Consider the following 25,676-nt stretch of genomic DNA (forward strand, 5'->3'; position numbering starts at 1 on the left):
TTACACACGTTTTCAGCAGGCAACCAGAATAGCCCCATCCCATTTTCTTAAGTGCCAGCCTACCCCAATTCCAGCCCGTTTTCCCCAAAACACCCCCAAAACGCTTCTCCCTTATAAACTTGGCAAAAGCGTGTTTATGATGTAGCTTTGCCTGAAGTAAAACCTTACATCCAGATACATGGCATCAAAATACGATTTGATAGTGGTGGGCAGCGGCCCAGGGGGCTACGTGGCTGCCATCCGCGCCTCGCAATTGGGTATGAAAGTAGGCGTGGTGGAGAAAGCTGAGTTGGGCGGTATCTGCCTGAACTGGGGCTGTATCCCTACCAAAGCGTTGCTCAAAAGCGCGCAGGTATTTGAATACATCCAGCACGCCAAAGACTACGGCATTAATGTAGACAACGCCAGCGCAGATTTTGGTGCCGTGGTGGCCCGTAGCCGGGGTGTGGCCCAGGGCATGAGCAAAGGCATCCAGTTCCTGTTCCGCAAAAACAAAATTGACCACATAGCCGGGTACGGCAAACTAAAAGGCAAAGGCCAGCTAGAGGTAACTACAGAAGACGGCAAAGCCGAAATCTACGAAGCCGCCCATATCATTCTGGCCACTGGCGCCCGCTCGCGCGAGTTGCCAAACCTGCCCATTGACGGCAAAAAGATCATTGGCTACCGCCAGGCCATGGTGCTGGAAAACCAGCCCAAGCGCATGGTAGTGGTAGGCTCCGGCGCCATTGGCGTTGAGTTCGCGTACTTCTACAAGACCATGGGCACCGAGGTGACGATTGTAGAGTTCCTGCCTAGCATTGTGCCCGTAGAAGACGAAGAAATCTCCAAGCAACTGGAGAAATCGTTCAAGAAAGCCGGCATCAACATCATGACCAGCTCAGAAGTACAGTCGGTAGACACCTCAGGCGAGGCCTGCGTGGTGAAAATTAAAACCGCCAAAGGCGAAGAAACCATTGAGGCCGACGTGGTGCTTTCTGCGGTGGGTATCCAAACCAACCTGGAGAACCTGGGTTTGGAAGAACTGGGCATTGCCGTAGAGCGTGGCCGCGTGACCACAGATGATTTCTACCGCACCAACGTGGAAGGCATCTACGCCATTGGCGACATCGTGAAGGGCCCGGCCCTGGCGCACGTCGCCTCCGCTGAGGGTATTATCTGCGTGGAGGCCATTGCCGGTCATCACCCAGAGCCGCTTGACTACAAAAACATACCGGGCTGTACGTACTGCGTGCCTGAGATCGCCTCTGTGGGTTACACCGAGAAAGAGTGCAAGGAAATGGGCCGCGAGATCAAAGTGGGCAAGTTCCCGTTCTCGGCCTCTGGAAAAGCCTCGGCCGCCGGCGCCAAAGACGGTTTCGTGAAAGTGATCTTTGACGCCAAGTACGGCGAGTTCTTAGGAGCCCACCTGATAGGCGCTAACGTAACTGAGATGATTGCCGAAGTAGTGGTAGCCCGCAAGCTGGAAACCACCGGCCATGAGATCATCAAGTCGGTGCACCCACACCCTACCATGTCTGAGGCCATCATGGAAGCTGCCGCCGCCGCCTACGGCGAGGTGATTCACTTATAGGCTTACCTTTAATAACCTTAAAAATGCCCGGGCCTGTAAAGTCCGGGCATTTCTGTTTTAAGCCCGTTTTTCAGAAAACAGGCCCAAAACGCAGGTACATGGAAGGGATTTTTCGGTATAGCCCTGGTTGTGCTGCTGTAGGAGAGTTGTGTAGGCAAGCACAAGAAAAGACTACCCAGCCGCCCTTGTTGGTGTTCTCCCCAACCATCCAGCTTCATGGGCCTTGGCGCTTGCTGGTGAGAGCACGCCGCAAGGGCAGGAGGGCCTGGCTTTTCCTTTGCCAAGCGGTTGTAAAGGATAAAAAACAGAAAGCCGGTACCTTTTCAGGGGCACCGGCTTTCTGTTTCACAGAGCAAGGAAAGGGTTAATCGTTATGTTTCTTGGCGTAGGTGGTATGCCGTTTGGGGTCTTTCTTTTTGTCTTTTTTCCGCCCTACGGCTCCGCCCGCTACTGTACCGGCTGCGGCTCCAATCACGGCGCCTTTTCCGCCGCCTATCACGGCCCCGGCGGCGGCGCCACCGGCCCCGCCAATTACGGCGCCTTTGGCTTTTTTACTCCAGCCTTTTTTCTCTTTTTTCTGTACCTCCTGTGCTTTTACTTCTTGGGGCATACTGGCGCCCAGCAAAAAAACAGAGCAAAGCATGAGCAGAGATATCTTTAGATTTTTCATAGTCTTACTTTGTAGATGATATTGTATTTTACGAAGCAAGACTGGATGTGTTGTGAATGTATGGCAAGAATGTGATTGCAATAAAGCCGGAAGCGTAAACTTTAACGTTTGCCTTAACTTAAGACCTGGCGTACCAGGTAGCCAGGGATTTGCGCCTGTTTCAGCAGCCTATATCTGCTCCTGCCGTTTTACCCCTGTTCTCAGGAAAACGGCCTCAAAACGCCAAGCCCGGTGCTTATACCTTGGTAAACTTCACCTTAATAATGGTGGTGAGGTAGTCATAGATTTCCGTGACCTCTTTGTCATAGAGGAAGGTATTGTAGCCATCTGCCTCCACCCGGCTCACCCGGCAACCGTTCTCCACCATCTGGAACACCACTTCCCTGATCCGGAGCGGGTGGCCCGCCAAGTTGAGCATACAGGTGGCGTCCTGCGCCTCTACCAGCAGGAAGAGGTGGTGCAGGGTCTCGTGGTCATATGATTGCGCTTCTTCTACCATTTCTGGGGTTGGTTTTTTTGACTTTGAACACCCAAGTAGCAAACCAGGTGCCAAAAGGGGAGAAATTTTTTAGAACGTTAGGCCGGAAGGGCGGGCTTTTTAGGTTTGCTCACCAGGTACACGCCGCCAAAGATCATGGCGGCAAAAAGCGCTTTCTGCCAGGTAAACGTGTCTTTGCCCAGGCTCACGGCAATAAGAATGGCAAAGACGGGTTGCAGGTAAATGTACACGCCCACCAGGGCCGGGCTGGCGTATTTCATGGCCCACACATTGAGCAGGTACGCCAGCATGGTCACGCCAATCACCACAAAGGCAATGGCTGCCCAGATAGAAAGCGGGAACGAGGCGAAATCGGTGGCCGCCACCTGGCCCCAGCCAAACGGAACCACACCCAGGCAGCCCACCAGAAAGACCCGGCTCATGACCGTAATGGCGTTGTATCGCTGCATGAGCGGTTTCACCAGCACCAGGAACACCCCAAACGAGGCCGCATTCAAAAGCACCAGTAAATCCCCTAGCATATGGCCCTCCACGCTATTATTGGCAGAGCCGGAGATGAGCAACATAGCGCCCAGGCCTGCCAGCAGAATACCCACCATGCGGTACACTTTTATGCGCTCTTTGAGGAGAAACGAAGACATCACCAGCACCACCACCGGCGAGATGGTCTGCACCAGCGAGGCATTGATAGGCGAGGTAAGGTTGAGGCCACTGAAAAAGGAAAGCTGGTTAATGGTAATCCCGAAGAGTCCGCACAAGGCAATCCGGCCCCAGTCTTTCCGGCTGGTGACCTTCTCTTTGGTCAACAGCAGGGAAAGGAGGCCGAAGACCAGCGTCGCGCTCACCACCCGTATGGTAATCAGCCCAAACGGAAGTACGTAGTCTGGCATGATCTCTTTGGCGATGCTGTAGTTAGCCCCGTACAGAAGCGCTACCGTAAACAAGGCGCCGTGCACCTGTACTTGTTTGTTCATAGGGCAAAGGTAGGCACCAGCCCCCGGCTTGACCTAACCCTGTGCCGCCGTTTTTGCATTACTTTCCGGAAAACAGGCTCAAAACGGACGGCAGGCTCTAAAAGCCCGGTTTGCCCGTTACCGCGGCATTTACGAACTTAGGCCCTTAAACCCCGGCTATGCTTTCACTGCCTACTCTGCTCTTTTACCTGTTTGCCGCGCTGGCGGTAGGGGCAGGGCTGTGGCTGGTGTTCAGTAAGAACCTGCTGCACATGGCATTCGCGCTGCTGCTTTGCCTGTTGGCGGTGGCGGCCATTTACGTGCTGCTCTTCGCCGATTTTGTGGCCGTGACGCAGTTGATGATTTACGTAGGCGGGGTACTGGTATTGATTGTGTTCGGGTTGATGCTTAGTTCCTCCACAGAAGGTGATTTCCTGCTGTCCGGCAACGCCAACACCGTCTGGGCCGCCGCCGTGGTCATAGGCGTAGTGGCCGGCCTGGGCGGACTGTTACTGAAAACGGCCAGTGCTTTTCCTGCTGCAGATCAACCCTCGGGGTTGGCCCAGACAGCCGCTACCGGTAAGTTTACCACTTTGTATACCGTTGGCCAGGAACTGGTGCTGCGGTACGTGCTGCCTTTTGAGATTGCCTCTGTTTTACTGCTGGTTGCTCTGGTAGGCGCGGCTGCCATTACCAAACAAACCGCCCGTAAATGATGGAAGCCCCGCTGTTACATGTGCTCTTGCTGGCGGCCATTCTGTTTGGTCTGGGTGTGGCAGTGGTGTTGACCAAGCGGCACGCTATAGCGGTCCTCATGGGCATAGAACTCATCTTCAACGCCGCCAACCTGAACCTGGTGGCCTTTAGTAGACATGACCCGAACCTGATCCAGGGGCAGGTGTTTGCCCTTTTTGTGATGCTGATTGCCGCCGTAGAGGCTGCCGTGGCCCTGGCAATTGTGCTGCAGGCGTTCAAGTGGTTCAGGACCGCCCGTTTAGAGAACATTAACCAGTTAAAAGGCTAAGCGTGCAATTTCTCCTTCTTTCCCCCCTGGCCATTCAGGTTCCGTCTACGGCGGAAAAGCTGGCGGTGCTGGGGGTTTTGGGCTTTCCCTTACTGTCTTTCCTGCTCTTGTTTCTGCTGGGCCGCCGGCTTCCCCGCCAAGGCGATTGGCTCTCGGTATCTGCCATGGCTTTATCGGCGGTTGCCGCAGGCTTCCTTTTTTTCCGGGTTTGGGGACATACGCCTTTGCAGGCGCAATTGAAATGGTTTTCGGTGCCTTTGCTGAACGGCGGGGCGCTGGCCTTTAACACCGGTATTTACCTGGATAACCTTACCGTGGCCATGCTGTTGCTGGTCACGTTTATCTCCTTGCTGGTGCAGGTCTTCTCCATGAGCTACATGCACGGCGAGGTCTTGTATGCCCGCTATTTCTCCTACCTGAGTCTGTTCACTACCTGCATGCTGGCGCTGCTGCTGGCTGATAATCTGCTGGTGCTGTTCATGTGCTGGGAACTGGTGGGTTTTCTGTCTTACCTGCTCATTGGCTTCTGGTATCACCGCCGGGCTGCGGCCCAAGCCAGCAACAAAGCATTCCTGATCAACCGCATTGGGGACGTGGGCTTGCTTTGGGGCCTGCTGGCTGTGTTTTTATTGTTCCAGACATTTGACATGCAGACTATCCTGGCTACCGCCGAAGCGGGTGGCGTTTCACGTGATTTACTGCTTCTGGCAGGCTTTGGACTGCTCGCCGGGGCCATGGGCAAGTCGGCGCAATTCCCGTTGCAGGTCTGGCTCCCCGATGCCATGCAGGGGCCCACGCCGGTCTCGGCGCTTATTCATGCGGCGACTATGGTGGCGGCCGGGGTGTATTTATTGGCTAGACTGTTCCCGCTTTTTTTGCCCGAGGTACTCACGACCATGGCATTTGTAGGGGCCATCACCGCCGTGATAGGCGCCTTGGCGGCCACCATGCAGTATGACCTTAAAAAGGTGCTGGCCTTTTCCACCATTTCGCAGTTGGGGTACATGGTCATGGGTATTGGGGTGGGGACTCCGGATGCCGCTTTGTTTCACCTGTTCACCCACGCGTTTTTCAAGGCCTCGCTTTTCCTGAACGCAGGCATCATCATCCACGCCGTGAAGCACGCCTGGGGTCACCATAGCAAACGTATTCTCTTTGAAGCCCCCATTGACCCGCAGGACCTCCGTAACATGGGCGGCCTCCGGAAGGTCATGCCGTTGACCTTTCTCTGTTACCTGGTGGCCTCTGCCGCGTTGGTGGGCCTACCATTTTTCTCTGGCTTTCTGTCTAAAGACGCTTTGTTGCTGGCGAGCTGGCAATGGGCCTTGGCGGCGGACGGAGAGCTTTCTTTTAAGATGCTGGTGCCGCTCATGGTTTTTGCCACGGTGCTTTTTACCGCTTATTATATGCTGCGGCAGATCATTTTCGTGTTTCTGGGCAAGGCCCGGCTAGGGGCGCCCTTACGGTATTTCAGGCAGACAGCCCGCCAGGAAGCACCCTTTCTGATGCTGGGCCCTGTGCTGGTGTTAAGTGGCCTGAGCCTGTGGTTTTTTTATGCGCCGGTGCCTTGGTCTATGGAAGGGAGTTGGTTTCTGCCGGGTCTCACCACGGCCATGGAACGCTTTGTCAGCCTGTCGGTTGTGGACCATTCTTCCTGGGTTGGGCTGGCGGCCTTGATTATGGTAGTGGCGGGCGGGAATCTGGCTTGGTTTACCCAGCGCATTATTGTCAAGAAGAAAGAAGGTCGGGAGCAAACCGGGTGGCGGAAGCTGCTGGCCTGCCAATTCTACCAGGATGATTTCTATAGAAGAGGCATTGTTTTCCTGACTTTAAAGATTGCTTCCCTTGCGCAAGGTACTGACCATAAAATCAATTACCTGCTGCATGGTTGGGGCAAGGGGACGGTGGCGTTTTCCAAACTCACCGCCTGGGGCGATAGATGGGTGGTAGACGGGGCGGTGTATTCAATCGGTTGGTTGTCAAGGGGCGTGGGCTGGCTGGGCAAAAACCTCCAAAATGGAAACATTCAATCTTATTACCTATTTTCGCTGCTGGGCCTGCTGCTGTTGTTTCTCTGGCTGTTGCTGTAGCGTGTACTATCCTTCTGCATGAATTACCTGTTAAGCAGTCTCATCTTCGTTCCGTTGGTTGCCGCCCTGGTGCTGCTGTGCCTGCCTGCGCGCATGCACCGGCTGCTGAAGTCCGTGGCCTTAAGTGCAACGGTGGTAGAATTGCTGCTTTCCCTGTTACTGTTCGCCTCTTTTGAGGGAACGGTTTCTTCAGACCTCGGACAGACCTACCAGTTCCAGGAGAAACTACCCTGGGTCTCTATGTCTCTGGGTGGCTTGGGCAAACTCAAGATTTATTATTTTCTAGGGGTAGACGGGTTGAACGTAGCGCTGGTGCTGCTCACGGGCATTATTGCGGTCATTGGCATGGTTTCCTCTTGGAGCATCCACCAACGGGTGAAAGGCTATTTGAGCCTGTACCTGTTGCTGCTGGGCTGCATTATGGGCTGTTTTGTGGCCTTGGATCTGTTCCTCTTTTACCTTTTCTTTGAATTCATGCTGCTGCCCATGTATTTCCTGATAGGGATGTGGGGCGGCAAGCGGCGCGAATACGCAGCCATCAAGTTCTTTCTATACACCCTGCTGGGCTCGGTGCTCATTCTGGTAGCCTTCATTGCACTTTATGCTTCCGTGATGGACCCGACCGCCACTGCCACACAACTAGGTTTCTCTGGCGCTACCGGCGTGCAACAGGTGCAGGCATTATTAGCTCAAGGACAGTTGACTTCTGCCCAGGTGGTGCATGCCTTCAATATCCCGGATATGCTGCAACCCGCCAACTTCATTCCGGGTACCGTCTTGCACCTTACCTCTGGCGTCACATTCCTGGGGTATCCGGCCCGGGCAGTGGCGTTTCTGCTCTTGTTTTTAGGATTCCTTATAAAACTGCCGGGCGTGCCCCTGCATACCTGGCTCCCCGATGCCCATGTAGAGGCTCCTACGCCCATCTCAGTTCTGCTGGCTAGTATCTTGCTGAAGGTAGGAGGCTACGGCCTATTCCGGATTGCCTTTCCAGTGTTTCCCGAGCAGGCAGTGGAGTTTTCGTGGTTCATTGCTCTTTTAGGCATCATCTCTATTATTTATGCCGCCCTTTGCGCCCTGGCCATGGCTGATCTGAAAAAGCTGATTGCCTATTCCTCGGTTTCACACATGGGTTTTGTGTTGTTAGGGCTGGCTGCGCTCACGCCAGAAGGTTGGAACGGGGCCCTGTACCAGCTGTTTAGCCATGGCCTGATTTCGGCGATGCTGTTCCTGATTGCCGGCGTGATTTATGACCGCATGCATGACCGCAACATTGAGCATTTCAGGGGCCTGGCCATGGTGGCGCCTGTGTTCACGGTTTTTGTGGTGATGGCCTTCTTTGCCTCTTTGGGCCTGCCGGGCTTCTCCGGGTTTATTGCCGAACTGCTGGTGCTGCTAGGAGCCTTCGGGTCGCAGGCCGGGGGCGGATTATTGCCGAAATGGATGGCCATGGCGGCCACGGGTGGCTTGGTACTGGCCGCGGCCTATTATCTCTGGACCCTGCAACGCATGTTCTTCGGGCGATTCTGGGTCACGCCAGGACTGCCTACTTCTTTCCCGGATCTGACGGCCCGCGAGATTCTGATGCTGCTGCCACTGGCGTTGCTTGTCCTGGCCTTTGGCTTGTTCCCGGCACTGTTGCTGGATAAATCTGGTGCCACCGTGGCCGAATACCTACGGCTGATTCTGCTGGTGACAGGTGGAGGTACCTCAATGGTGGCCCCATGATGCTGGCTATTTCTTCTACCCAACCAGCTGCCATCAGGGAAAGCATTCTCCAGACGGTAATGGGGCTTCAGGCTTTGGTGCCTGAAATAATCCTGCTGGCGGGCTTTCTTCTAGTTCTTTTCTTGGATTTGCTCCCTTTCCCAAGGCTTCGCCGAGCTCTCTCCGGTTTTACTTTTGTATTGTTTTTGGCTTGCCTGGTGTGGCAGACCATGCAGGTAATGGGACAGGTGTCTCTTGTAAAGGGCTACTTGTTTCAAAACATGGTTTGGCAGGACGGGCTGGCCCTGGCTGGCGGGGTCTTTTTTAGTGCCTCGGCGCTGTTGTCTATGCTGGTACTCTGGACCAGATCCAACCTGGCGGCTGAGCGAAATCCTACCGCTTCTGAGTTTTATGCTGTCTTGCTAGCGGTGGTGCTGGGTCTGAACCTGCTGCTACGCTCGGCTAATCTGCTTATGCTTTTCCTGTCACTGGAGCTAGTTTCTGTGGGTTCTTACCTGCTGGTATTCTTGTGGCGGAACAGTGCCCGCAAAACCGAAGCGGGCCTCAAATACATTCTGTACGGGATGTTCGCCTCGGGGCTGATGCTGTACGGTATTTCCTTTTTATACGGCCTGAGCGGGACCCTTCAGTTTCTGGAGCCGGGTTTCTGGCAAGCCTTAAGTACAAAGCCACCGCTTATTTTGACGGTGGCCTGGGGACTAGTGGTGGCCGGCTTGCTCTTTAAATTGGCGGGTTTCCCGTTCCAGTTCTGGGCACCCGATGTCTATGAAGCTGCGCCCACCGGGGTAGTGGCCTTTTTCTCCACTGCCCCAAAATTGGCCGCGGCATTAGTGCTGTTACGAGTACTGCAACCTCAGGCAAAGATGCTGCTTACCGTTAATCCCTCACTGCTAGTATTGCTGCAATTCATAACCGGGCTAACCCTCGTTTTGGGCACGTTTACCGCCATTTGGCAAAAAAACGTGAAGCGGCTGATGGCCTATTCCTCGGTGGCGCACGCCGGGTTCCTATTGATGCTGCTTATCTCGGGGCAGCCAGAAGCGGGCGGGAATGTTTTGTTTTACGCCACGGCCTTGCTGTTCGGTAACATGGGATTCTTTCTGGTGATTAGGGTATTAGAGAAAGCGGTGGGCTCTGTGGAGATGGAAGACTGGAGTGGGGTAGGGCGGCAATATCCCTGGCTGGGCGTGGTAGCGGCCGTGTTTCTGCTGAGTTTAATCGGCTTGCCGCCCACGGTGGGTTTTATGGCCAAGCTGTTGCTCTTTACCCAACTGTGGCAGGCCTATGAAGTAACGGGCAATGTGGTCTGGATGGTACTTTTACTAGCAGGATTATTACTGACCGTTGTATCGTTGTTTTACTATGTACGGGTTCTGTTCTTTCTCTTCTTCAAAAGGAATGAAAGCACGCAGAAATTGGTTTTTCCTGTAGCGGGTTACGTGTTTTTACCCTTACTTTGCGTGCCTGTTCTGCTTTTCTTCTTTAAGGCAGACTGGTTGCAGAGAGCCATTGAACACGTGCTTTCGCTTTAAAACCTATTACCATGAGTGATGCGATAAAACACGAGTGCGGTATTGCCCTGGTCCGCCTTCGCAAACCCTTAGAATACTACGCCCAGAAATACGGCACCCCCATGTACGGCGTACAGAAAATGTACCTGCTCATGGAGAAGCAACATAACCGCGGGCAAGACGGCGCCGGTTTTGCCAGCATTAAGATCAACGCCACCCCCGGCACCGAGTACATTGCGCGGTACCGGTCCGTAAAAACCAAAGCGATTGACGCCATTTTCGGGAAAATAAGCGAGAAATACGGCAAGCTCAAGCGAAAGAACCCAGAGAACGCAAAGAATATTGAATGGCTCAGACAGAATCTCCCTTTTTTGGGCGATGTGTATCTGGGCCATTTGCGTTATGGTACCCACGGCGAGAACAGCGTAGACAATTGCCACCCCATGGTGCGCGAGAACAACTGGCGTAACCGCAGCCTGGCCGTGGCCGGAAACTTCAACATGACCAACGTGGACGAACTGTTCCATGTGCTTACTGAGCTGGGCCAGCACCCGCGTCAGAAAATAGATACCGTTACCGTTCTGGAGAAAATTGGCCACTTCCTGGATGAGGAAAACCAGCGCCTCTTTGACTACTTCAAGCCCGACCATGACAATGAACAGATAACGGCCCTTATTGAGGAGAACCTGGATCTGAACCGCGTGCTCCGGAGGGCCTGCAAAGATTTTGATGGCGGCTACGCCATGGTGGGCCTTACGGGCTATGGCGCGGCCTTTGTGGTGCGTGACCCATCGGGCATCAGGCCGGCCTATTATTACATGGATGATGAGGTGATTGTGGTGGCGTCTGAGAAACCGGCCATCAAAACCGCCTTCGGGATTGAGTACGACCAGATCAAGGAGGTTACCCCGGGCCATGCGCTGATCATCCAAAAGAACGGCGAGGCCTCTGAAGGCGAGGTGATTCCGGCGCTGGAGAAGAAGTCCTGCAGTTTTGAGCGTATCTATTTCTCCCGCGGCAATGATCCCGAGATTTACCAGGAACGTAAGATGATGGGCAAGCTGTTGAGCACCAAAGTGCTGGAAGCAGTAGACTATGATCTGGAGAATACCGTGTTCTCTTACATTCCCAATACCGCTGAAACCAGCTTCATGGGCATGATGGAAGGGGTTGAAGACTACCTGCGCGCTTACCGCCATAAAGCTATTTCTGAAGCCAACGGTGACATAGAGAAGCTGGAGACCATTCTCTCGTTTAGGCCCAGAATGGAAAAATTGGTCATTAAAGACGCCAAACTCCGCACCTTCATTACCGACAATGATTCGCGCGATGACCTGGTGGCCCACGTGTATGACACTACCTATGAGGTGGTGAAAAAAGGCGTGGACACGGTGGTGGTGATTGACGACTCCATTGTGCGCGGCACCACCCTGGAAAAAAGCATTATTAAGATGCTGGACCGCCTGGACCCGAAGAAAATCATTATTGTCTCCTGCGCCCCCCAGATCCGCTACCCAGACTGCTACGGCATTGACATGTCTAAAATGAAAGAGTTTGTGGCCTTTAGAGCGATGATGGGACTGTTGAAAGACCATAAAAAGGAAGAACTGGCCCGCGAGGTGTACCAGAAATGCAAGGAAGCCCTGAACTCTGGTGCTGCCAAAGAGAAGAACTTTGTGCAAGAACTCTATGACCAGTTCACGCCCGAGGAAATAAGCGATAAAGTGGCCCAGATAGTGAAGGCCGCCAACGTGCGCGCCGAGGTTCAGGTGATTTTCCAGACCATTGAAGGCTTGCATGAAGCCTGCCCTAACCACACCGGCGACTGGTACTTCACGGGCAATTACCCCACCCCCGGCGGAATGCGGGTAGTGAACCGGGCCTTTGTCAACTTCATGGAAAACAAAGAAGGTAGAGCATACTAAATGAGCTAATTTTTTATTGTGCTGATGTGATAACTGGTACTGCAATATAAAAAAAAGGAAGCCGGCTCCAGTAGGGCCGGCTTCCTTTTTTCTGTTTTGAGGCTGTTTTCAGGAAAACAGGCCTAAAACAGGTTATAGCTTCACAAACCTGAATTGCTGGATTCCCGCCGAGGATTTTACTTGAAGGAGGTAATTGCCAGCCCGTAAGTGCTGAACGTTGATGACCGGATTTGTCCCATTTAAAGCAGTTGATGATAAATCCATCCTTTCCCCTTTGGCATCCAGAATATCTATGGTAGTAGTAGCATCTGGTGTGATATTGGCCAATTGCAGGTAATCATGGCTAGGGTTTGGGTACGCCACGAATTGGGCTAGTGACTTGTTACCGGGTTTTACGGCTATCACTTTGCTGTACTCAGACTTGCCGTCATAATCAACCTGCTTTACGCGGTAATATGTGGTAATTGAGGCAGCTGAAGCATGTTGGAATTGATAGTTCCTGATAACGTTGCTGTTGCCTGCGCCTGCTACCGTCCCTACCGTAGCGAACTGCTTTCCATCTGCAGAATACTCAATGTAAAAGCGTTCATTGTTGATCTCCGTGGCGGTGGACCATTGCAGGTGTACTTGCTGCCCTTTTCGCTCGCCGGTAAAAGACAGCCAGGTAACCGGAAGCACGGTGACCGATTCCATAGTTGCAATACCTAACTGTCCGAAAGGGGTGATGAAGTTGCGTTTGGCATAGCCGCCGGCCACCGTACGGCCTTCTTTGTCTGGGGGGGCTAAGGTACCGCCACCGGTTTCCCAGTCTTTGCCGCTGGTGGAGTTGACCGGCCTGATCAATAAGGCGAATTTGTTGTCTTCCAGATTGGTGAAGCCTTGCAAGGAGGCCATGGCAGTAAAGGTGCCGCTTGCAGGTGTGTTGTTTGGCACTACGTTCCAGACACCTTCGGTGGCTATATGGGTGTAGCTATAGCCTCCTTCCATCAAGGCCAGTTCTGAGTCTTGATGGTTGGTAAGAGGTTTGAAGCTAACTACCACACTTTGGAAACCATTGCCACTTAACCCAATGGACATCAGGTCCAGTTGCCGCTTTCCGGTAACGTTACCTACCGGGAATGAATAAGTGCCGCTACTTCCCACTGAGCGCCTTAGATTGCCCTGTATGTAAAAAGAGGGGTCAACTAATTGCAACGCATTCGCGTCTTGACGCAACAAAGACAGCTCATGGATATCGGTTTTGAAAACACCACTTTTGAGGGTGAATACTTCGGCCACGTTTACTGTTTTAGAAAGGGTAATAGTACCGCCGGTTTTGGCTATCAGTAAGTTGGTAACAGTGCCAGGAAGACCATCTCCAGAGACCATATCTCCAGTGCCTATAAATCCGTAACTGGCCTGGGTAGAGAAATTTCGCGTCCCGCTGACGCGGATGTTTCCGTCTGACGTTCCTGTTCCTGTAATTTTGATTCCCTGTGCAGAACCATATAGAAGGGTGGCGCCAGCCTCTAATGAGAAATTACCGGTTCCGCCAATAGACCTGTTAGAAGCGATTTGTAATACCGCAGGAGCCATAACGGTTAGAGTACCAGTCACGTCAAAGTTCGCGCTAAGCATATGGTTACCAGCCTCATTTAGCGTGTTGGCCTCTGTGGCGGTTAAGAGAACATGGTGATAGGTTAGTTTCTGGGCATTATTTCCGTAGGTACCCCTTATAGACTGTGACTGCCCATTGATAGACCCATAAAACTCAATGGTACCTCCCGTTAGCTGGTAAGGCTTTGCTATGCCGTTGAGCTCAGGGACGCTGGTTGTGGTTTTATTGGTCCTGAACAGGCCACCGGTCATGGTCAATCCGCCGTCTCCTTTCAAAGTTTTGTTGCTGATGTCTAATATGGCATTGGGCAAAATGGTAAGGTTCTGGTTAATGGTAGTGGTGGAGGAAATGCTTTTTGAGGTAGCGGTGCCAACATTATCTCCGCCTATGGTCACATTATAGTAGGTCTTTCCTCTCAGAATTTGCTCTCCTGATCCTGTTAATTCAATGGTGCCTCCAGTTAATTCATAGACTCCTGTAAGTAAAGGGAACGTGTTGTTCAGCATGTTTATCTGGTAGATTCCGCCCGTCATGACCAATTTCCCGGTGCTGTTAATATCTGCTGTGGCGGTGGCTTTGAAAAGGCCCTGCCTAATTTCCAACCTTCCACCGGAAGGCGAAATGAGGGTACTGCTGGAGATGCCGGTACTGTTGGTGAGAGTCACGGAAGAAGGGTTGTCTATAATTAGAATCTTACCATTGGAAGTAGTGGTAAAAGCGTTGCCCGTTTGCTGAGGAATTTTGCCATTGTAGACAAAGGTAGCTAGTTGGGTAAAGGTGCGCCGGTTATCTGTGACAACTACGTTTCCAGTAACGCCTGAAGTATTGATTCCCTGGGCACTGGTAATATACAAGGTGCCGCCCTGGTCCAGTTTAAAATAGCCCTGGCCTTGTATTTGGTACCCATTATTGTCGGCATCTGCGCTAAAGTCAAGTGTGGCCCCGTTCTCCACGGTGAAGGTACCCGCATAAACAGAGTTGGAAGGGTTTAGCCTGAGGTGCTGGCCTAACCTCACCATAGCGCCTGGTTTTATAGCCAGGGAAACATGGTTGATTATTCCCGCCACCTGGACCGCTTGCCATGTGGTGCCACTAAACCGCAAGCCGCTACCGGTAGTGGTTACGGTGCTGCTGTTATTAATGATAGAGGTAGCATCTGTTACCAGGTTTCCTTTCAGATCTACTGTAGTGATGGCCGTGGAACTGGACGTTTGGTTGAGCGTGAAAGTGGAGTTTTTCAAGGTGAAATGGCCAGGGACCAAAAGAGATGCTGTGCTATTGGCTTGATTCTGAAGATAATACGTGCCACCATTCAATAAAACGTCCTGGCCAAAGGATAGCGAAAGGTTACTGCCGTCTAGCAAAAGAAGTGAGGAACCGGCGGGAACTACAGCAGTAAAGGTCTGGGCAGTCAGGGGTGCCGAGGCATCTGTTAACCTCCATTGGCTGTTGGTAAGAGTAGGGGCAAAGGTCAATCGGCCCAGCCAGTAGCCATGAGGTTGAGCTGTAAGTTGGCTGCTGCTAAATAACAGTGAATTGGGAGCGGCAGCTTCAATTCTGATTTCTGCGGAGGCGTCAATTTCTTCGGTGCCCGCCCAAAGCGGGTCAGAGGCCTGGTAGGTGGGAGATTTGATAGTAAGTTTTGAAGAAGCCTGCAGTTGGAGGAGGCCCCTGTTTTCCAGGTCACCGGTCAGGAGAAGCTCTGCCGATGAAGTCACCGCCAGTTTGGAGGTAGTGGTGAGTTTAGAACCAGACGGAATGGTAAAGGTACTTTGGGCGGAGATTTGTAAAGCGGCAAGTTGTAAGACGCCCGAAAGCTGAGTGGGGTGCCCTACATATAAGGTGCCAGTAGTAGGCAGGGGATAGGAAGCGGAAACCCAGGTGCCCTGGCTGGTAAATTGTTCCAGCAAGGCAGTACCCTCGTTTTGGGCAAGGCTACCGGAGGAAGCGGTTCTATAATCGCCGGTCTGGTAAGAGGTTTGGGCCTGGAGGGGGCTACACCAGAAAATAGCAAAAGCCCAGACCAGCATCCAGGCCCCAAACCCTTTTTTGCCTTTACAGGCAATCCAACTATTTGTCATAACTAAAATATGGAATTCGTTCTTTTATAAAATGTTAAATGCTGTATTTTAGAGCGTTAACTTTCTTGCTTTTGAATAAGTTCTTAAGCGTCAATCAATTAGATAGATAAGCAAGTTTGGCCGGTGAATGTGACGTTTCACCCGATGAATGAGAGTAGAAGATCTCCGGTTTTGGGCCTGTTTTTGAGATAACAGGCTTAAAATGAAAGGACTAGAAGAAGGTTGTTGGAAGGGAAAAGGAGAAGTGAAATTTAGATAAATTAGGGTAGGGGCAATCCCTTGTGGTTGCCCTTACACGTTTGCCGGCGTGAAAGGGCAACCACAAGGGATTTCCCCTACAAGGACTTTTTGATCAGCTTAAAAAGCGCAGCCACACCGGCAAGGGTATTTACCCGCCTCGGGTCCAGGTAAGAATAAGATAGCGTTGGTGGCAGCTTAGGTATGGAAAGATATGCCAGGGTACTAAAGAAATCAGAGATTCTTGCAGCGTTTTACCGGGCACAAACGCTGCAAGGAGTACGGCCCTGGCGTTTGGCCTGTGCCAGGGTGGTAGTTAAGATGCCTTTTTTGCAGGTCTGCAGGCGATAGCAGTTAGCTCTTATATGATAAGTAGTAGCGGCCTTGCTTTGGCAAAGGTAGACGGTACTGTTTTTATTGGTAATGGTAGCCGTAGTGGTGGTAGCCCGCTTGGCCGCAGTAGAGGCGCCTGCCGGAATGTTTGGCTTGGTGTTTTTCCGCTGCTTCCGGAAGTCCCAGGGGGCCTGGGGCACAGGGTCCACCCATAGGCCAAGTTTCTGGGCGCGGGCCTCCATTTCCAGGCGGTCCAGCTCCGGGTCTTTGGAGTAAGCTCTATAGTGCCAGGCAAACCCGTATTTCACCAGTTCATAGTTCAGGTTGCGGCCATCCGGTAAAATGATTTCTCCCACCGTACGGCCGTACCGGTCAATGTCCCGCACCACCAGCTGCACAAATTTGCCGAAGGCCTGGTCTGAGGTGAACTGACGGGCCCTTTCGCCAAACGCCTGATTCTTTTCGGGGCAATCAATGCCCTGTAGCCGTACGCGCAACGGCTTGCCGTCTTTCAGCAGTTCAATGGTGTCGCCGTCTTTAATGGCAATGACCCGATAATGGCCTTCCTTTTGCTGCTCTGCCTGTTGTTCCTGTTTCTTCTGGCATCCTAACAAAAGCAATAGGCATAAAAGCCAAAAAGTAGAAGGCGTAATAGCAGGGAAACGGCGCATAGGTCAAAGGTTGGTAAGGCTTTAAAGTCTTACGTGATTATTGTTAAAAGTTAGCCGACACTGGTCTCTCCAGGCAAAAAATCAACAGATACAGGACATTTTCTTGCCAAACTTTGGGGTAAAGGCAGCAGCAAGGGCTACACCTCCATTCCTGCGGTGCTTACCACTTTAATGGCACTTCGGCCCCAGGCCTGTTTCTCTACCACAATCTGCGTACTGATGCGTTCTTTTAAGGCTTCTACGTGGGAGATAATGCCTATCATCTTGCCGCTGGCCTGCAGGCTCTCCAGAGCATCCATGGCAATATCCAGGGTCTCCGCATCCAGGGTCCCGAAGCCCTCATCAATAAACAGCGAATGAATCTGGGCTTTGTGGCTGGCTAGATCAGAGAGGCCTAAGGCCAGTGCCAGGCTCACCAAAAAGCTTTCGCCGCCGGAAAGCGAGTTCACAGACCGGACGGCATCGCCTTGGTACGTGTCCAGGATCTGCAGTTCCAGTTCCTCTTCCTTGCTTTTTAAAATGCGGTAGCGGTCATTGAGCCGAAGCAAATGGCGGTTGCCCAGTTCTACCAGCCGGGCCAGCGTTAGGCTTTGCGCGTACTTGCTGAACTTCTTGCCGTCGGCGGAGCCGATGAGGCGAGTAAGGCGGTCCCAACGCTCGGCCTCGCCTTTCTGCAGGTCTAATTGCTGGGTGAGTTGCTGGTGCTTTTCGCGCAGGGCGGCGTCTTGCTGCAATTGCATTTCCAGGCGGGCAATCTGGGCCAGGTGCTGGTTTTTCTCTTCTTCCAGCGCCAGAATGAGCGGTTGCAACTCTTCCAGGGTCAGCTCCGTGAGGTGACGCTCTTTTTCTGAGGCGTACTCTAGCAGCGTCTGCTGCAGGCTATGCGCCAGCTCATTGACAGTCTTCTGCAGCTGCTCCTGTTGCTGGCGCAGTTGGCGCGCCTCATCTTCTGATAAAAGCAGGGCCTGTAGCTGGGCCAGGGATGTATAGCCAAAGGGTTGAATCTTCTGCAAAAGCAAAGTCTCTAACTCGCTTTGGGTGTATTGGTTCTCCTGCTGCTCCTGGTGCTTGACGGTTGCCTGGTGCTGCAGAAGGTTGAGTTTTTCCTGCTCCCGTTGGAAGGACGCCTCGGCAGATTGCAGCGCCTGGGCGGCCTGCTGCAACGCTTGTTGCAACCGCTGTTTCTCTATCTGCGGTTGCAGGCCTTCAGGAAGGAGTTTATAGCGTTGGGCCCTGAGTTCCTGCAGGTGGGTTTGGGCAGTGGTCAGTTGTTGCTGGCGCTGATTGAGTTCCTGTTGTTTTTCCTCCAGGGTTTTCTTGCCATTCTCCGCGTCAGATCTAGCCTGCTGGTATTTCTCGCGCAGGTCGGGCAGTTGGGCCTTCTTTTGCTCATACGCTGTTTTGCGCTGCTCCAACTGGGCAAGCAGCACGGGCCCATTGGTGCCGGAATAGGAAAGGCCATAGGTACTGAAAAATGACTGCAGCGTACCTGTGATCACTTTCTCCTGTTCCGCCAGATCTTCCAGCTCAGCCTGCAGGCGCTGTAACTGGGTTTGGGCATAACTGCGTTTTTCGGCTGTTTTCTCAATTTCGTGCCTAAAACCCTGCTGCGCTGAAAGCAGCTTCTGCTCGGTTTGGTGGGCCGCTTCTATGCGGGAGCGCAGACCTCTTAAGCTTTGCAAAGAAGCCGTGGCCTGTTGCAGCTCGCCTTTGCGGGCATTCCAGGATTGGTCAATGGTAGCAGAGGCGGCAATCTCATGGGCCAGGTTCAGCGCCGAATTAAGTTGCGTGAACTGCTGGCTCAGGGTTTGGGTCTGGGCTGCGGTTTCCTGCACCTGCTCCTGTAAATGCTTTTCGGCTAGTTCCAGTTTCTGGATGGCCGCTACCAACGCACGTTCCTCCTGGTCAAGTTGTTGCACGCGTTGTTGCTGCTGTTGCAGGTTTTGCTGCGCCTGGGTAAGGGTCTGCGGTTGGTGCTCTTCTACAAAGGGGTGATGAGTAGAGCCGCAGAGCGGGCACGGCTGCTCTGGCTGCAGTTGGGTGCGCGCCTCTTCATATTGCTGTATCTGCCGCTGCAGGTCTACAATCTGCTGCAGGTCTTTGAGCTTATCCTGGGCCTGGCCCAGATCCGTAGCGGTTTGGGTATGCGCGGTGCGCTGCAGGTGCAGGTCCTGCAGGGTGTGGGTGAGTTGTTGTTGCAGGGTCTGCCGGCGGGCTTCCTGCTGCAGGTACAGCTTGCTCAGGTCCAGTTGCTTTTCCAGCTGGCTGCAGACCTGCGGCAATCGGTGGCATAGCTGCTCCAGCGCCTCGGGCTCCTGGCCCTGCAGGGTGGTGCGGGTCTGGTCCTTTAAAGACGCCAGCTGGGTTTGCTGCTCTTTCAGTTCCTGTTCCGTAGATGCCAGTTTTGCTTTAAACGCGTTTATGTTTTGGGCCTCTTTTTCCAAAAACAGGCTCAAATCAGCTTGCTCAATTTGGAACTTGGCCTGCTGTTTTCTAACCTCTTCCAGGTTTTTAACCTCGGCTTTGCCGTCGTGCAGGGTTTGTACCAGTTCCTCGTCCTGGGCATGTTCTTTCAGCCAGTCGTTGAGTTGCTTGCCCTCATTAATGAGTTTTTGCTGCTGAGTTTGCTGCTGTTCCAGGGCGGCGGCCAGCTGCCTTACCTGGGTCTGCAGTTGCGCCGTAGCTTGTTCGTCTTTGGTGTATTGGGCTTGTTGGGCGGCCAGGTGCGTGTCTTGCTGCAGCACCTGGTCCAGGCGCGGCTCTGCCTCTGTGAGCGTCTGTTGGGCCTGCGCATGGGCCGTGCGGGCTGCGGTAGTGGTTTGAAGGTTGGTTGCTACCTGCTTTTCCTGCGTAGGTATCTGCTGCTGTAAGGCCGTAACGGCTTGCGCCACGGCTTGTCCCTGCCGCTGCACCTGATCCAGACGCGCCAGTTCACTCTGGAATGGCTGGGCCTGTTCATGGCGCTGCAATTTTTCCTGCTGTGGTTGCCAGGCCTGTTGGGCGGTGTGCGCCGATGTGAGTTGGGCACTCAGGCTGCTTTCTTTCTGGGTTAGCTTGCTCAGGTGGTCCAGCCAGGTCTGCTGGTGCAGGTGCTGCTGAATTTGCTGATTGGCCAAACGGGCTGCGGCTTTCAGGTCAGTGACTTCCTGGGCCAGGGCGGCGCGGGCTTCCTCGGGCAGAAGCTGGTCCAGCTGCAGCAGGCGCTCCAGGTCCTGAAGTTTCTGTTTCTCCGCTTTGGCCTTTTCATAGGCGGCAATGGAGATCTGGGAGTAAATGCGGGTATCGGTGAGTTTCTCCAGTAGTTCACTGCGCTCGCTTTCGCTGGCTTTCAGGAACCGCGTAAAATCTCCTTGGGAGAGCATCACCGACCGTAGGAACTGCTGAAAGTCCAGGCCGCACAGGTCTATGATCCGCTGCCGGGTCTCCGAAAGCCTTGACTCCAGAATCTCGTGGGTGTCTGCGTCCATGAGTTCCATGACCGGGCTCTGCAGTTTCCCATCGGCTTTGCCGCGGCTGCGCCGAAGAATCCATTTGGCACGGTAGAATTTCCCCTGGGCCTCAAACTCCACCTCAGACCAACACTCGCCGGTGTGGCGGGTCATGATCTCGGCTACGTCGCGTCCGTGGCGCGGCACCTGTCCGTACAAGGCCACCGTAATGGCATCTAAGATAGTAGTCTTGCCCGCGCCCGTGGGGCCGGTAATGGCAAACAGGCCAGACTCGCTCAAAGGCGGCTCATTGAACCTGATGTGGTGTTCGCCCTGCAGCGAATTAAGGTTAAGAAAACGAACGGAGGCTATCTTCACGGGAATAGGAGAAATTCAGGTTAGTAAAGATAACAGATTCTTAAGTTGAACAGGAAAGGAATTAAGGCGGAAGTGATCTTATATATAAGAGTAGGGTTTATTTTATTCTCCCCTTATATAAGGTGCTTGATTTTTTGTTTTAGGCCTGTTTTCCGGAAAACAGGCCTAAAACAAAAAATCTCCCTATAAAATAAGAATGGCGGGTTTAATGAAAAAATAGAGGAGGAAAACATCCTATGGAGCGCTGGCCGCTTTTAAGGAATTATTTAGATGTTAAATATTGTTGAAAATCAATCAGTTGCGGAATAGCTCTAAGAAGATGGGAATGAAAGGGTAATAAAAAGAGGCATTTCTGAGACTTTTGGGGCAAGTTGGCAAAGTGTTTGTATCTAAATATTCCAGAATGCGTTCAAGCACCTAAATTCATTGCCAAGGCTTAGAAGAGCGGTATTCAGATTTTTTTACTTAGTCAAACAAAAAAATCTGAGCGGAATTTAAAAGTTGGCACGGGACTTGCAAGATGCACAGTACATGAGTAAAAATTTACAAACTCTAAAAAACAGTTTTATGAAAAAGCTAAGTTTAATATTCAGCCTGATTTTCTTAGTGTCTGTTGCTTTCAATAACGCTCAGGCTCAAGATAGAAAGTGGAGCCCTCAAGCTAAAGGTGCGGTGATTGGAGCCGGTACCGGAGCTGCTGCAGGTGCCATTATCCATAAAAGAAACCGTGTAGTAGGTGGTGTGGTAGGTGGAGTTGTTGGTGGAGCCGCCGGTTACGGTGTTGGTAAAATCATTGACAACAAACAGAAAAGAGCCGCCGCTGAACGCGAAGCTGAATTCAACAGAACTGTAGCGGCTAACAGAGCCTATGCTTATAACTCATCTTCCAGAAAATCTTCTGGTTCATCCAGAAAATCTTCTTCCTCAGCGGCCAAAACTGCTGCGGTAGCTGCTCCGGCCACAATGGCTTACACTGGGTATACTGCTGGTCAGCCCCAGATCATGAGCATGTCTAACCTGTCTTTCTTGCCCAACGAAGACTACGGTGACTATTCAAAACCGTACGCTGACTCTGAGTACAGAAGAAAAAGCTGGTAAGCTGAAGGCATAAGCCTGATATATATGAAAGCCCAAGCCCTGTGCTTGGGCTTTTTTTATAAGAAAAGTAAAATATTTGAAACTCCTAATATTCAAAGGGAGTATGTGGTTTAGTTATTCACCAAACTCATTTTTATGAAATCATACCTGTTTGTATTCGTATTTGCTGCCTTGCTCTCTTCCTGCTCTAAGATGGAGGATAAAAAGGAGCCGGTGAACGTGCAGCAATTAAACCAACAATTTGTAGGGGCTTGGAACAGCAGAAACTCAGCCCAATTAGATACACTCCTGGCCGAAGACGTGCACTTTGTACAAGGCGAGGTTCATTACAGCGGTAAATCTGAGGTTTCTCAGAAATGGGTACGCGAAACTATGGGTACCATTGAAAACCTGAAGACGTTTCCGGTAAGCTCTGGCGCCGATGAGAACATTGCCTATGAAGGCGGTACCTTCTCTGTAGACGTGATCCCCAACGACCGCAACCTGCCAAGAGGCGAAGGAAAAGGAAACTTCCTGCTGCTCTGGAAGAAAAACGACAAAGGCGCCTGGAAACTACACTATGCCCAGTTGGAAGACCATCCGGTGCAGGTAAGACGCTAGTCAATAACCGTATTTAGTAGAAAAGGCCTGGAGGGAAACCTCTAGGCCTTTTTGTTTGATAGTAAAGTTGGTAGATATTGAGAAAGCTGGAGGAGGAAAGTAGCTGAAGTAACTGAAGCTGGATAGGTTTACCTTTGAGGGTGGCCAGTTGGAGGTTGAGTGGCTATGACGTTACCGTGTAACTTTGCTACAAAATTTAAATTAGCTAACAGTCGTAATTAGCCTTTCCCTAGGCTTGTCCCCTGACAAGCCAATCGGTTTTGGTTGATGTGGTAGGAGTTAATTTCGGCCTGTCAGGGGACAGGCCGAGGAGGAAAGAATAGGAGTAAGGCGCTTCCCATTGGTTCTGTAGGGACAGGTCTCAACCTGTCCAGATCTGCCCGGAAAGAGTCAGTAACTACATCATAAAAGCGGAAGTTCGTTTTGAGCCCGTTTTGCCCAAAACAGCCTCAAAACAGATTGATCTGCGCTAGCTCACCATTTTTAAACTATAAGAGGCCGCAGTAAGGGAAAAGTAATGGAGTGATTTGCCCTTATTACATGACCTATTCCCCCACCTGGTTTACACTTGTTTTCTCAAAAACAGCCTATAAACAGCAAAGGCCCCGCATGCGGGGCCTTTGCTGTTTATAGTAGTGCACTAAATTACACTGAGAAGCTATCGCCGCAGCCGCAGGTACGGCTAGCGTTGGGGTTATTGAAGTAGAAGCCTTTGCCGTTCAGGCCATCAGAGAAATCCAATTCAGTACCGGCCAGGTAAAGGAAGCTTTTCATGTCTACCACTACCCGTACGCCTTTGTCTTCAAACTCCTGGTCCATGGGCTTTACTTCGTCATCAAAGTCAAGCTGGTAAGACAGGCCTGAGCAGCCGCCTCCGGCTACAGAGGCTCTCAAACGGAAGCTGTCATCTATGTTAGAATCCTTCTTCAGCTTCTCTACTTTTTCTTTCGCTTTTTCAGAAACGGTAATCATACGCGTATCCTCCTTTCTTTTATCTAAGAGACGGGGTTAAGCACCACACTAAAAACGGTAATGGTGTTAATGTCCCGGCCATAATATAGTTTATCCAATGCATCATACATGTTGGTCGCCCGGAAGTAGGAGGTGTTCAGTTCCCGCTCCCCCTTGGCCATCCACTGGATGGTAAAGGAGCTTTCCTGATCCCTTGCCTGCCGAACGTAGTCCAACATTTTCCGGAGCGCATCTATCCGGTCATACCCCGTTTCTGTATGGAACAGAAACGATTGGTGGTGACGCGGGTTCACCGTGATAAGATCTAGCCGCATCTTGTCGTCCATGGGCCGGAAGTCAAACAACAATTGGCTTCCCTCCATGCCCAGATGGTCTTCTATCTGCTTCTGGATCCGTGCGCTCTCCACGTGCACATTGGTGTTTACCTCCATTGCGCTCGTGTAGGTCTTAGTGGTGTGACTTGGCTTCTACCAATGGCTCCATTCCGTTTTTCACGCGGTAGTCATTGATGGCAGATTTGATGGCGTCTTCGGCAAGCACAGAGCAGTGAATTTTCACCGGCGGTAAAGCCAGCTCTTCCACAATCTCCATGTTGTCAATAGCCAGAGCCTCATCTACGGTCTTTCCTTTCAACCACTCAGTAGCCAAAGAAGAAGACGCGATAGCAGAACCACAACCGAAGGTTTTGAACTTGGCATCTGTGATCACCTGGTTCTCATCTACCTCAATCTGCAGACGCATAACGTCACCACACTCAGGGGCACCTACTAAACCGGTACCCACGTTTGATTTTGATTTGTCTAGCGTACCTACGTTACGTGGGTTGCTGTAATGATCTATTACTTTATCTGAATAAGCCATGGCTTTTTTAAATTACGAATTAATAATTATGAATTAAGAATCAGGGGTAAATAACTAATATATACGCTTTTATGGTGCCAGCGATAATTCTTATTTATTAATTCCCCATTCTTAATTAAGTCTTAGTGTTCTGCCCACTCTACTGAGTCAAGGTCGATGCCTTCTTTGAACATTTCCCACAGCGGGCTAAGTTCACGCAGTTTGGTCACGGCCTCTTTCACGTGATTGATGGCAAAATCCACTTCTTCCTGAGTAGTGAAACGACTCAAGCCGAAGCGCAGGGAAGAGTGTGCCAGGTCATCGCTCATGCCCATGGCCTTCAATACATAAGAAGGCTCCAGGGAAGCAGACGTACAGGCAGAACCAGAAGAAACGGCAATGTCTTTCACGCCCATCATCAAGCCTTCACCCTCAACGTATTTGAAAGAGATGTTGCTCACGTGCGGAAGGCGGTGCTCTTTATTACCGTTCAGGTAAGACTCTTCCATTTGCAGAAGTTCGGTCTCCAGGTAGTCACGCATGGCTTTGATCCGCTTGGTATCAGATTCCATGTCCAGACGAGCCACCTCGGCGGCCTTGCCTAAACCTACAATACCAGGCACGTTTAGTGTACCGGAACGCATGCCGCGCTCGTGTCCGCCGCCGTCCATCTGGGCGGTAACTTTTACCCGTGGGTTCTTGCGACGCACGTACAAAGCGCCAACGCCTTTAGGTCCGTACATTTTGTGGCCAGAGAAGGCCATCAGGTCAATACCGTCGGCTTCTACGTCTACTGGAATCTTGCCTACGGCTTGAGTAGCATCTGAGAAGAACAGCACGCCGTGTTTCTTGGCAATCTGCCCAATCTCTCTGATCGGCTGGATCACGCCCACCTCGTTGTTGCCGTACATGATGGCAATCAAGATAGTCTTGTCTGTGATGGCAGCTTCCAATTCTTTCAGGTCTATGAGGCCTTCGCTGTTCACAGGCAGATAGGTTACCTGTCCGCCCAGTTTCTCAATGTGCTTGCAGGTATCCAGCACGGCCTTGTGCTCAGTGGTGGCCGTAATGATATGGTTCCCTTTGGAGGAGTACATCTCAAACACGCCTTTAATGGCAAGGTTGTCAGACTCAGTAGCCCCAGAGGTGAAAATAAGTTCTTTTGGATTACAGTTGATCAGCGCCGCAATCTGCTCACGGGCATAGTCTACCGCTTCTTCGGCGGCCCAACCAAAAGGGTGGTTACGGGAAGCAGCGTTCCCGAAATGGTTGGTGAAATACGGCAACATGGCCTCCAACACACGCGGATCCATGGGCGTGGTGGCATTATTATCTAAATAAATCGGAAATTTCAGCATCTTCGTCAGTAGTTTTCCTTGGTTTCGCTTATCAGAAAAACAGATTTAGTGGTCAGTTAGTTTGATACGCATGCAAAATTACACAAAAATCATCACTTAGAATAAGTTTA

Annotated in this window: 19 protein-coding genes; 9 read left to right on the plus strand and 10 right to left on the minus strand. The window is 51.8% G+C overall.

What is annotated here, in order from left to right:
- Positions 1 to 178 precede the first annotated feature (178 nt).
- Positions 179 to 1,573: a dihydrolipoyl dehydrogenase gene (gene lpdA, locus TH63_RS03370; protein WP_048919692.1), complete on the plus strand. Its 1,395-nt coding sequence runs from the start codon at positions 179 to 181 to the stop codon at positions 1,571 to 1,573.
- A gap of 364 nt (positions 1,574 to 1,937) precedes the next feature.
- Here lpdA and TH63_RS03380 read toward each other — a convergent pair whose 3' ends face one another.
- The 3 genes from TH63_RS03380 to TH63_RS03390 form a co-directional block, all read right to left on the minus strand.
- Positions 1,938 to 2,243, minus strand: a complete 306-nt coding sequence (locus TH63_RS03380) for a YMGG-like glycine zipper-containing protein (protein ID WP_082161541.1) — start codon at positions 2,241 to 2,243, stop codon at positions 1,938 to 1,940.
- A 235-nt stretch (positions 2,244 to 2,478) separates the two neighbouring features.
- Positions 2,479 to 2,742 (minus strand): hypothetical protein, encoded by a 264-nt coding sequence (locus tag TH63_RS03385; protein ID WP_048919694.1) that lies wholly within the window; start codon positions 2,740 to 2,742, stop codon positions 2,479 to 2,481.
- Between the two features lie 77 nt (positions 2,743 to 2,819).
- Complete coding sequence (locus TH63_RS03390; protein ID WP_048919695.1) at positions 2,820 to 3,716, minus strand: DMT family transporter; 897 nt, start codon at positions 3,714 to 3,716, stop codon at positions 2,820 to 2,822.
- A gap of 158 nt (positions 3,717 to 3,874) precedes the next feature.
- On the opposite strand from TH63_RS03390, the gene TH63_RS03395 reads away from it, so the two are divergent.
- The 6 genes from TH63_RS03395 to TH63_RS03420 are packed head-to-tail and all read left to right on the plus strand — an operon-like array spanning position 3,875 to position 11,973.
- Positions 3,875 to 4,411: an NADH-quinone oxidoreductase subunit J family protein gene (locus TH63_RS03395; protein WP_048919696.1), complete on the plus strand. Its 537-nt coding sequence runs from the start codon at positions 3,875 to 3,877 to the stop codon at positions 4,409 to 4,411.
- On the plus strand, positions 4,408 to 4,719 hold the full coding sequence (gene nuoK / locus TH63_RS03400; protein ID WP_156180345.1) for an NADH-quinone oxidoreductase subunit NuoK: 312 nt from the start codon (positions 4,408 to 4,410) through the stop codon (positions 4,717 to 4,719). The genes TH63_RS03395 and nuoK overlap by 4 nt, the downstream gene beginning before the upstream one ends.
- Before the next feature lie 2 nt (positions 4,720 to 4,721).
- Positions 4,722 to 6,809, plus strand: coding sequence for an NADH-quinone oxidoreductase subunit 5 family protein (locus TH63_RS03405; protein WP_048919697.1), 2,088 nt, complete (start codon positions 4,722 to 4,724; stop codon positions 6,807 to 6,809).
- Positions 6,810 to 6,827: 18 nt separating this feature from the next.
- Positions 6,828 to 8,537 carry a complex I subunit 4 family protein gene (locus tag TH63_RS03410; protein WP_048919698.1) on the plus strand — a complete coding sequence of 570 codons (1,710 nt, stop codon included), beginning with the start codon at positions 6,828 to 6,830 and terminating at the stop codon, positions 8,535 to 8,537.
- Entirely contained in the window at positions 8,534 to 10,069 is a 1,536-nt protein-coding gene (locus TH63_RS03415) for an NADH-quinone oxidoreductase subunit N (protein ID WP_048919699.1), read from the plus strand. The genes TH63_RS03410 and TH63_RS03415 overlap by 4 nt, the downstream gene beginning before the upstream one ends.
- Positions 10,070 to 10,080: 11 nt before the next feature.
- Complete coding sequence (locus tag TH63_RS03420; protein WP_048919700.1) at positions 10,081 to 11,973, plus strand: amidophosphoribosyltransferase; 1,893 nt, start codon at positions 10,081 to 10,083, stop codon at positions 11,971 to 11,973.
- 132 nt (positions 11,974 to 12,105) lie between these two features.
- Here TH63_RS03420 and TH63_RS03425 read toward each other — a convergent pair whose 3' ends face one another.
- The 3 genes from TH63_RS03425 to TH63_RS03435 all read right to left on the minus strand — a co-directional run bounded on the left by TH63_RS03425 (position 12,106) and on the right by TH63_RS03435 (position 20,698).
- Positions 12,106 to 15,651 (minus strand): T9SS type A sorting domain-containing protein, encoded by a 3,546-nt coding sequence (locus TH63_RS03425; protein WP_048919701.1) that lies wholly within the window; start codon positions 15,649 to 15,651, stop codon positions 12,106 to 12,108.
- Positions 15,652 to 16,142: 491 nt separating this feature from the next.
- Positions 16,143 to 16,892, minus strand: a complete 750-nt coding sequence (locus TH63_RS03430) for a thermonuclease family protein (RefSeq protein WP_076606394.1) — start codon at positions 16,890 to 16,892, stop codon at positions 16,143 to 16,145.
- Between the two features lie 137 nt (positions 16,893 to 17,029).
- Positions 17,030 to 20,698 (minus strand): AAA family ATPase, encoded by a 3,669-nt coding sequence (locus tag TH63_RS03435; RefSeq protein ID WP_048919703.1) that lies wholly within the window; start codon positions 20,696 to 20,698, stop codon positions 17,030 to 17,032.
- A 531-nt stretch (positions 20,699 to 21,229) separates the two neighbouring features.
- On the opposite strand from TH63_RS03435, the gene TH63_RS03440 reads away from it, so the two are divergent.
- Complete coding sequence (locus TH63_RS03440) at positions 21,230 to 21,796, plus strand: glycine zipper domain-containing protein (RefSeq protein ID WP_231583540.1); 567 nt, start codon at positions 21,230 to 21,232, stop codon at positions 21,794 to 21,796.
- A gap of 135 nt (positions 21,797 to 21,931) precedes the next feature.
- Positions 21,932 to 22,396: a YybH family protein gene (locus TH63_RS03445; RefSeq protein ID WP_048919704.1), complete on the plus strand. Its 465-nt coding sequence runs from the start codon at positions 21,932 to 21,934 to the stop codon at positions 22,394 to 22,396.
- 645 nt (positions 22,397 to 23,041) lie between these two features.
- Here TH63_RS03445 and TH63_RS03450 read toward each other — a convergent pair.
- The 4 genes from TH63_RS03450 to TH63_RS03465 all read right to left on the minus strand — a co-directional run bounded on the left by TH63_RS03450 (position 23,042) and on the right by TH63_RS03465 (position 25,566).
- Positions 23,042 to 23,368, minus strand: a complete 327-nt coding sequence (locus TH63_RS03450) for a HesB/IscA family protein (RefSeq protein ID WP_048919705.1) — start codon at positions 23,366 to 23,368, stop codon at positions 23,042 to 23,044.
- A 23-nt stretch (positions 23,369 to 23,391) separates the two neighbouring features.
- A complete protein-coding gene (locus tag TH63_RS03455) occupies positions 23,392 to 23,799 on the minus strand; it encodes a hypothetical protein (RefSeq protein ID WP_048919706.1) in 408 nt (135 codons plus the stop codon).
- 16 nt (positions 23,800 to 23,815) lie between these two features.
- Positions 23,816 to 24,229 carry a Fe-S cluster assembly scaffold IscU gene (iscU, locus tag TH63_RS03460; RefSeq protein ID WP_048919707.1) on the minus strand — a complete coding sequence of 138 codons (414 nt, stop codon included), beginning with the start codon at positions 24,227 to 24,229 and terminating at the stop codon, positions 23,816 to 23,818.
- Between the two features lie 122 nt (positions 24,230 to 24,351).
- Complete coding sequence (locus TH63_RS03465; RefSeq protein ID WP_316931943.1) at positions 24,352 to 25,566, minus strand: IscS subfamily cysteine desulfurase; 1,215 nt, start codon at positions 25,564 to 25,566, stop codon at positions 24,352 to 24,354.
- Positions 25,567 to 25,676: the final 110 nt, after the last annotated feature.

The organism is Rufibacter radiotolerans, from assembly GCF_001078055.1.
Taxonomy (GTDB): Bacteria; Bacteroidota; Bacteroidia; order Cytophagales; family Hymenobacteraceae; genus Nibribacter; species Nibribacter radiotolerans.

Coding starts and splice junctions, on each gene's coding strand:
- lpdA (WP_048919692.1), top strand. CDS start 179: ATGGCATCAAAATACGATTTGATAGTGGTGGGCAGCGGCCCAGGGGGC.
- TH63_RS03380 (WP_082161541.1), bottom strand. CDS start 2,243: ATGAAAAATCTAAAGATATCTCTGCTCATGCTTTGCTCTGTTTTTTTG.
- TH63_RS03385 (WP_048919694.1), bottom strand. CDS start 2,742: ATGGTAGAAGAAGCGCAATCATATGACCACGAGACCCTGCACCACCTC.
- TH63_RS03390 (WP_048919695.1), bottom strand. CDS start 3,716: ATGAACAAACAAGTACAGGTGCACGGCGCCTTGTTTACGGTAGCGCTT.
- TH63_RS03395 (WP_048919696.1), top strand. CDS start 3,875: ATGCTTTCACTGCCTACTCTGCTCTTTTACCTGTTTGCCGCGCTGGCG.
- nuoK (WP_156180345.1), top strand. CDS start 4,408: ATGATGGAAGCCCCGCTGTTACATGTGCTCTTGCTGGCGGCCATTCTG.
- TH63_RS03410 (WP_048919698.1), top strand. CDS start 6,828: ATGAATTACCTGTTAAGCAGTCTCATCTTCGTTCCGTTGGTTGCCGCC.
- TH63_RS03415 (WP_048919699.1), top strand. CDS start 8,534: ATGATGCTGGCTATTTCTTCTACCCAACCAGCTGCCATCAGGGAAAGC.
- TH63_RS03420 (WP_048919700.1), top strand. CDS start 10,081: ATGAGTGATGCGATAAAACACGAGTGCGGTATTGCCCTGGTCCGCCTT.
- TH63_RS03425 (WP_048919701.1), bottom strand. CDS start 15,651: ATGACAAATAGTTGGATTGCCTGTAAAGGCAAAAAAGGGTTTGGGGCC.
- TH63_RS03430 (WP_076606394.1), bottom strand. CDS start 16,892: ATGCGCCGTTTCCCTGCTATTACGCCTTCTACTTTTTGGCTTTTATGC.
- TH63_RS03440 (WP_231583540.1), top strand. CDS start 21,230: ATGAGTAAAAATTTACAAACTCTAAAAAACAGTTTTATGAAAAAGCTA.
- TH63_RS03445 (WP_048919704.1), top strand. CDS start 21,932: ATGAAATCATACCTGTTTGTATTCGTATTTGCTGCCTTGCTCTCTTCC.
- TH63_RS03450 (WP_048919705.1), bottom strand. CDS start 23,368: ATGATTACCGTTTCTGAAAAAGCGAAAGAAAAAGTAGAGAAGCTGAAG.
- TH63_RS03455 (WP_048919706.1), bottom strand. CDS start 23,799: ATGGAGGTAAACACCAATGTGCACGTGGAGAGCGCACGGATCCAGAAG.
- iscU (WP_048919707.1), bottom strand. CDS start 24,229: ATGGCTTATTCAGATAAAGTAATAGATCATTACAGCAACCCACGTAAC.
- TH63_RS03465 (WP_316931943.1), bottom strand. CDS start 25,566: ATGCTGAAATTTCCGATTTATTTAGATAATAATGCCACCACGCCCATG.